Genomic DNA, 7415 nt, shown 5'->3' on the forward strand with positions numbered 1-7415 from the left:
TGCTGTGGAGCATTACTGCTCGCAACTTGCGCAGCCCAACCAAGCAGGAACAGCGCCACGACCTAGGCCAAATGATTACCCAACTTCAGCCCCTAGCTGTCTGCTCCACAACGCTGGCTGACATCATCCAGGGCTACTTAATTCCGCTAGCCAACCCGAAAAACGAAGACCGCATGAGTCAGGAATACTTTGAAATCATCATAGAAGTCGTACTCGCCGGTTTAGAGATAGCAATCTTGCCTCGCGAAAACGCCTAACGAACCCGTGAACAAGAGAAATCATCAATACTCATAAAATATTTCCCAAAATCGCAAGGCATCCAGCTAAGAGCAAAGCCTTTCAGCCTCTCCCTCTATTTCCTGCGATTTTCCAATAAATACAAGAAGATCCACTATATCCAGAGCTTCCCAAACAACTGGTACGACTACATCAAATACTGCACTACCAATGAACTAGCTATCGCCCTTCACAGTACACAGGCTTCTCCCAGGAATCCGCTATATCGGATACGAGGCGGATACCGGTTTTCACCACTATTCCATCGATGTTTCGAGTTTTAGAGCCTGTCCTTAAGAGTTTGCAATGATCAGGAAAGTCAAAAATCCGATGAACAAGATCTCCAGGACTAACCCGATGACGTTAATGACTTTTTCGCTCTTTTCAGGCCAGAATCTGGCTAGCAGAGCAAAAACTACTAAGCCAGTAGCGGCTCCAGCAGTGTTCATTATGACATCGGTGATATCGCTGACCCCAATAGCGAAAACGTACTGAACGACCTCGAATGCCACGCTTGCTAAAAACGGTGGGAGCAATTGAATTAACCATGAGCGCCGTTTCAACAACATCCTCATGTACAAGCCAAACGGGATGAAAATAAGGAAGTTGACCACGATCTCATCAAAGAAGTTCGACCCGTAAAGATTCGCAGAATCTGTAAATGGGATCAGATTTAAGTAGCGCGCATGCCGCATGCTCAGTATGTCGTCAACGCTGGTGGCGAATTTGAACAGCACCATCCACAACAACAAGAGCAGATAAATCCCGAACACTGCATAGGTCAAGCGTCGCGTTTTCTCTCTCATGCCCCAATTCTATCTCTCGATGACATCTAACGAAAATTACTACCCAAAAGGAGAAACATCATGGCAACTATTGGTTTAGACAAGCTCTACTACGCGAGCATTAGCGAAGATCCCACTAGCGGTGAGGAAACCTATGCCGTTCCTAAACCGCTCGCTAAAGCAATATCTGCAGAATTGTCTGTGGAGGTGGCTGAGGCAATTTTGTATGCCGATGACGGGGCATCCGAGATTGTCAAGGAATTCAAATCTGGAACGCTCACTCTTGGGGTTGATGATCTCGGGGCAGAGGCTGCAGCTGCCTTAACTGGTGCGAGACTGGACGCCAACGGGGTACTTATCAGCACTTCTGAGGATGGTGGCGCACCCGTGGCTATTGGTTTTAGAGCTGCACACTCTAACGGGAAGTACCAGTATTTTTGGCTTTACCGCGTCAAATTTGCTCTGCCGGGAACCACGCTGGCAACCAAAGCTGATTCGATCACGTTCTCTACCCCGAGTATTGAGGGCACAATCCTGCGGCGTAACAAACCAGACGCTACCGGCAAGCATCCATGGAAAGCCGAAGTCACCGAAGGAGCGGTCGGCGTAAAGCCTGAAACCATTACTGGCTGGTACACCCAGGTGTATGAGCCTGCCGCTACAACCAGCCCTAAACCGACAAACAACTAGAACAGCAGGTAAGCCATGACAGCGAAAACCCAAACCAGCCCGGCAAGTACCTCTTTGAAAAGCGCGACAATCACTATCGCAGGTCAAGAATACGAACTCGTCCTGACTACCCGCGCGACCCGCCTTATAGCTCAACGTTACGGAGGGCTAGAACATTTAGGTCAAGCCCTGGAAACTAGCGAAGATATGGATAAGTCACTCGGTGAGGTAATCTGGCTTATCGCCCTGCTCGCTAACCAGTCCGTACAAATACACAACCTCACCCATCCAGACGATAAGCGCCCAGAGCTGACCGCAGAAGCAGTGGAGTTACTAACTGTGCCTGCAGATTTAGCTGACTACCGAGAGGCTATCGCCCAGGCACTCCAACGCGGCACCCGGCGAGCAATCATGACCGAGACCCCAGACCCAAAAGGGCAAACCAAGAAAAAGGACACTTAATAGATAGTGACGAGGCAATCTTTACCCGCCTGACCTATATCGGGCTCGCCCACCTGGGACTGACCCGCATGCAAATCGAGCTGACCATATTCGGTGAACTATTGGATCTGGTGGATTGCTGGCGTATCGAAACCGGCAGAGCCCAGCCGAAACGCATCTGGTTTATCGACGATATTATTCCTGCTGGGGTTTAGCGATCTAAATGTTTCGTGAGATAACAGGCGAATAGCTGAGGATGGGCGGCGTGCCACTGGTGCCCTGCACCTTGGATCACTTCTAGGTGAGCTGTGGGGATAAGACCGGCGATTTTGCGGGCTGCAGGCAGGTTTGCTTTATCTTTGCTGCCGCAAACCACAGTTACGGGCATCGCTAAAGCTGGAAGCTGCGAAGTAAGGTCTAAATCTTTCAAACTATCGAGCACGCCCACCAGCTCAGGTTTGCTAAGCTGCGGCGGACAGACCCATTTTGTTGGTAGAACTCGCATTAGTGTCTTTTGCAGATTCATCAACAGTTTTGGGGGTTTAGCTTGCGGAGCTGAAACAAACAGTGAAGACACCTTATCTGGATGGGTGAGCGCGATATTTAAAGCAATCACTGCACCCAACGATAACCCGACCAAGTGAACTGGTTCGGTCAGAGAGTCAGCAATCTGGGTACATACGTCTTCGAGCGACCAGCAAGCCAGCGGTGGTTTCGTTCTCAAAACGTCTAGAGATATGCACTCGGTTTGTGGCAGCTGTTTTATTACTGGGTTCCAAACATCACGGGTTTCACCCAACCCGTGCAAGAACACTACCTTTTGCGCATCGCTCATTTACGCAGCGCGAAAAAACCTGCAACCAGGCTAGTTATCAGAAAACCAGCAGCATTTCCGATAGCGGTGACCGGTGAAATCACGTGCGTGAACCCGAAAATAGCAAAACAGATAGCTGCAAATAATAGCCCAACGGCTACCAGCATTAACCAGTTACGCACTCGCGCATTGCTCTTTCCCATATACGCCCTTTCAATTATACGTGCTCGTTCACTGATTATTTCATAACTGTCTTTACCGGAAAGAGAGGGGAAAACAAGATGTTAGGTAATGCAAAGTCTAAACCCGCTAACGCAAGCGATTTTTCGCCCCCTAAGCGATACTCGCTAACGCAAAAGGGTACTTATCAAATCCGGTGCTCAAGTGGAGCCAAAGACCTCGCATTTAATAAGGCAAGATTGTCGCAAATCGGCCGTTGAACAGGGATTTTGCTGGTTTTTAGGACGCTTGCGTCTCTCCTATGAAGTAGCCAGACAGTCTGGCCAAAGCGGTTCCATTCTCCTATGGTGCGTGGAAGCTGGCGACAGGGGTTTGGTTCCGCGTTTGCGTTGATTAGTTCAAGGCGAGGGACGCATGAGTGTCTGAGATTATCCGGTTAGAGTTAGCACCTTCTCTCCTGTGCTCTTATGAACGGTCATGAACACGCTTATTAGATTCTGGCTAGAGTGGCCGAGAGAACTTCGAAGACGTCAGAAGAAAATATGCACAGACCGACCTGCTAATAAAACGACACTTCCCATGACCTTAGTCCCCCGCAATAGGTGGCAAGCGTGGTTCGGCAACCCTTTCTATACGCTACTTTATGAAATCGGGGCTTACTGACTTGCGGTTTCCATTAGACTTCTGCTAAACGCGTCTACTCGCCACTACTCACCGCCCCAAGGATAGAGTGAAGATATTTATGATAGCAATCGCTCGAATTCTTCAAGCCCAAGAATTTAGCCACTCTAAGTTTGGTCAAACAGTTTATGGAGATTTGACATGATTCAGGTTGAAGCTAATGAATCTTTGCGGAATGTTGCAAAGGACTCGCTAAAGGGAATAAAGCTACTGAACGATTCAGTATTCTTCGGAATTAACGGTAGTGGGAAGACGACTGTGTGTGAAGCGCTGAGTCGAGCCACTTTCAACGTACAGGAAGCAGGCTTGAGTGAGCCGATTCGTATCTACGCTTTTGATCATCAATGGCGAAAAGATAGAGTTGGAGACTTTATTGAAGGAGGTTCCGCCCCAGGTGTGACTACCATCACTTTGGGTGATGGGGCGAGTGACCTACAAGAAAAGATTAGAACAGCCGAAGCAGCGTGGGAATCAGCTAGAAACGATGTTGAGCCAAAACGACAGCAAGAAGATGATACCAAAAAGATCCTAGATAATATCGTTGACGGCGTTGCGAACGGTGTTCGAGAAAACCTCAAAAAAGATTGCTCAAGTCTAGATGGGCGACTTTTTCAGAGACCGCATATACGTGCCTTGCTTGATACAGAAGAGAACACGATTTTATCCCCAGATGAGGTTCAAGATAACATCCGTATAGCAAACTCGGATAATCCTAGTCTCCTTCCTACTTTGCCAGTTCTCCCGAACGGCTGGGTCTTTTCCGATGAACTCTGGCAGCAGACTACTGAAGAATTGTCAACTACTCAGACGCTGGCCATAGTTATCAACGATTGGGTTCGTGAAGGCTTGAATAAGCATAAGGCCGGAGACTCATGCCAGTTTTGCGGCGGGGTTGTGTCGGAACAGCGGCTAAGAAGCCTTGAAGATGGCATTCGCTCTGCTGAAGCGGAAGTGCCCGTTTTGGTTAAAAACCAACTAGCGAAATGCCAGGAGTCTATTTCTGCTCTAGAGCACTTTCGGATAGTCTTAGAAGCGATTGACCTCGATACCTCAATTTACAGCGCTAATTTATCCATGATGCAAAACGATGTCCTCCTTGAAACGCGGCGGGTGTTGGATGAATTAAACCGTTCAAAGAAGTTGCTTGATGAGCGCGTGAAAAACCCACATGACTCGATTAAAGGAAAGAAGCCGGATATCCATTTTTCTGAGCTTCAAAAAAAGTACACGAACCTTAAGGATACCCATGCTGAGGCAATAGGTAAGATAACCAAGCACACCGCCAATAGAGAATCTGCGATTTCGCTTCTGAAGAAGCACTGCTGCGCCGTAGACGGATCGGGTTGGAGCGTAGCCAAGAAGGCATATGAAGATGCCACTGATGCGAAACAAAAGGCGGATAAAGCAGAAAAAGATATCAAGAAACACCTCGACGACCTAAAGGGACAAGTTTCGACTACCGCTGCTACTGCTGAATTTCTTGATGAAAGCTTGTGCATGATCATGGGTAACCAAGATTTGCGTGTCTCCGAAGGAAGTACTGGGGAGGGATATCGAATTACTCGCCGAGGTGAGAAAGCCCAAAGTATGTCGGAAGGGGAGAAGAAGTTGGTTTCATTGCTCTACTTCTGTGCCGAGTTTCTGGCGGAGGATCGTAAACAATCACTGAAAAATAGCGTGGTGCTCTTCGATGACTTGGGGTCAGAGCTAGACGAAGCAAGACTTTTTTCAGTCGACCGATTCATCTCCAATCACTTCCGGAACCCAAAACCTGCTTCGCTGGTTTACTTCACGCACAGTCACACTTATATGAAGATATTACAATCTCGTCTTGCCAACAAGGCTGTTCCCAAGAAAGCTGAAAAGGAGCCAACGGCTATATTCTACGAGGTTTACAAGGATACCTTTAATTGCGCGGAGCAATCCACGCGTTGCCGACAGTGGGATAACGAGGCTGTGGGCCTGACTAACGACTACTGGCTTTCATTTTATATGTTGCTGAAAGCTTTTGAGAAAATGCAAGAAGGCGCGCCACCAGAATTAGGAACCGGGAATTTCTGCCGAAAGGTGCTAGAGGGGTTCACTGAGTTCCGGGCACCCAACAGCGATAACTTTGGCTCCCGCATCGATACTATTACCGCCCAGAACAAAATTCAGATTTCGCCTGCCTTGTCGAAAATCGTTAACAACTTGTCTCATATCGACTTGAATCGACAGGGCGGTGCTCTGTCTAGGAATGAAGTTGAGCTTGCCGTGATTCAAACACTTAACTTTCTTAAAACCGTTGACTCCAAGCATTTTCACGCGCTACTGATCAAATTCAGAGGCAAAGAGGGAGCGAAAAAGCTTGAATCGGATATATCGAAGCGCATCGGACACACAGTCAGCGGCGACCTGTAGACCTGTTCCACGTCACCTAGCCCACGCCATTCGAGGGGATCTTTTGCCTTAGAATCAGCGTCTAACTGGGGCGACCGCGAACTCGCCAAATGCACGCCGAGATTTAGACCCTAAGCGATACTCGCTAACGCAAAAGGGTACTTATCAAATCCGATCTCTAAGTGGAGACTTAGACGTCGGATTTGACAAGAACTCAGACCACCTAACCCCTGTTTACCAGGAAAGTTCTTGTATTCAATGTCTGTTTAAGGCACATCAGTGGGGCGGCTAGCTTGGTTATGCTAATGGTTGAGATCGCACTACTGAAGGGAATCCTGTCAATTATGCAAACTACGCGTTTATTTTTACAGAAAATTAACCCAAAACTGGCATCCAGAGTAAATGAGCATAGCCCCGGACTAGTTTCAGATCTAGTTTTTAACGGGTTTAGTGAACGAATAGTTCTCTTATTGCCCCTAGCAACCGACCATGGAGAGACCACTTGGACCGCGCTAGCCTCTAAACACAATATTTCTGTCCCTAGTCATTGCATGACTCGAAAAACATTCCAAAATTGTGGTGTTGAAGGTATTTACTATCCAGAAGGAGAGATTCCTGATAGAGAATATGCCTCTAAGCTAGCAGCTGTATTATCCAATTTTTCTGAAAGTTCTTCTTGGACTGGAATTTTTTGGGTCGGATATGCTGAACAGCAATGTCGAGCAAATATTATCGGTCCAGAAGAATCTTCATTCCTCAGACCCGAACCATATTCCATGATTCAGCTTCCGACAGGGCAATTGGGAGCTTTATTGCAAGAACATTTACCTTCAATACTTTTTGATGACTCGGTTTCCTGTGTGGTGACTCAACCAATCTACGGAGATCGACTTTACGTTTCGTGCGAACACACACTGGCTACAGCTTTGGCCTCTGAACTTGGTGACATTTTCCCAGTTTCGCCAACTGACCCCATGCCAGATTATTTGCCATATTAACCTATCGCTATAGTCTCAGCCAGCTCGTATTTTCAAGCCCCTATCAAAGCATTTTGAAGCGTCCCTGAAGCGTACTGGGTTTTGTTCCGCTTCTTATACGGGGGTCAGCTCGCTGACCCGAGTTTGATTATACATATCGATGATGTCGGCTGGAGTGCGGTATCCGAGCGCTTCGTGCAGGCGCTCATTGTT

The 7415-nt window shown here is 47.8% G+C and carries 8 protein-coding genes and 1 pseudogene; 6 read left to right on the plus strand and 3 right to left on the minus strand.

Annotation, left to right across the window (positions count from 1 at the left end; translation table 11 throughout):
- Window positions 1–257, plus strand: a pseudogene (locus E6072_RS08710) (TetR/AcrR family transcriptional regulator); the annotation flags it as partial.
- 312 nt (window positions 258–569) lie between these two features.
- Here E6072_RS08710 and E6072_RS08715 read toward each other — a convergent pair.
- Entirely contained in the window at window positions 570–1082 is a 513-nt protein-coding gene (locus E6072_RS08715; protein ID WP_038109038.1) for a VanZ family protein, read from the minus strand.
- A gap of 60 nt (window positions 1083–1142) precedes the next feature.
- On the opposite strand from E6072_RS08715, the gene E6072_RS08720 reads away from it, so the two are divergent.
- The 3 genes from E6072_RS08720 (at window position 1143) to E6072_RS08730 (ending at window position 2386) form a co-directional block, all read left to right on the plus strand.
- Window positions 1143–1751 carry a major tail protein gene (locus E6072_RS08720; RefSeq protein WP_238128278.1) on the plus strand — a complete coding sequence of 203 codons (609 nt, stop codon included), beginning with the start codon at window positions 1143–1145 and terminating at the stop codon, window positions 1749–1751.
- Window positions 1752–1766: 15 nt separating this feature from the next.
- Complete coding sequence (locus E6072_RS08725; protein ID WP_024058997.1) at window positions 1767–2192, plus strand: hypothetical protein; 426 nt, start codon at window positions 1767–1769, stop codon at window positions 2190–2192.
- Window positions 2193–2260: 68 nt separating this feature from the next.
- A complete protein-coding gene (locus E6072_RS08730; protein ID WP_024058998.1) occupies window positions 2261–2386 on the plus strand; it encodes a hypothetical protein in 126 nt (41 codons plus the stop codon).
- On the opposite strand, the gene E6072_RS08735 is transcribed toward E6072_RS08730, so the two are convergent.
- Together E6072_RS08735 and E6072_RS08740 are read right to left on the minus strand one after the other, a co-directional pair.
- On the minus strand, window positions 2383–3006 hold the full coding sequence (locus tag E6072_RS08735; RefSeq protein WP_238128277.1) for an alpha/beta fold hydrolase: 624 nt from the start codon (window positions 3004–3006) through the stop codon (window positions 2383–2385). The genes E6072_RS08730 and E6072_RS08735 overlap by 4 nt on opposite strands.
- Window positions 3003–3188: a hypothetical protein gene (locus E6072_RS08740; RefSeq protein WP_024059000.1), complete on the minus strand. Its 186-nt coding sequence runs from the start codon at window positions 3186–3188 to the stop codon at window positions 3003–3005. The genes E6072_RS08735 and E6072_RS08740 overlap by 4 nt, the downstream gene beginning before the upstream one ends.
- Window positions 3189–3987: 799 nt before the next feature.
- Here E6072_RS08740 and E6072_RS08745 point away from each other — a divergent pair.
- Together E6072_RS08745 and E6072_RS08750 are read left to right on the plus strand one after the other, a co-directional pair.
- Entirely contained in the window at window positions 3988–6246 is a 2259-nt protein-coding gene (locus E6072_RS08745; protein ID WP_316695124.1) for an AAA family ATPase, read from the plus strand.
- Window positions 6247–6530: 284 nt separating this feature from the next.
- Window positions 6531–7223, plus strand: coding sequence for a hypothetical protein (locus E6072_RS08750; protein ID WP_278609146.1), 693 nt, complete (start codon window positions 6531–6533; stop codon window positions 7221–7223).
- Window positions 7224–7415 lie beyond the last annotated feature (192 nt).

Source organism: Varibaculum cambriense (genome assembly GCF_032557235.1).
Classification (GTDB): domain Bacteria; phylum Actinomycetota; class Actinomycetes; order Actinomycetales; family Actinomycetaceae; genus Varibaculum; species Varibaculum cambriense_C.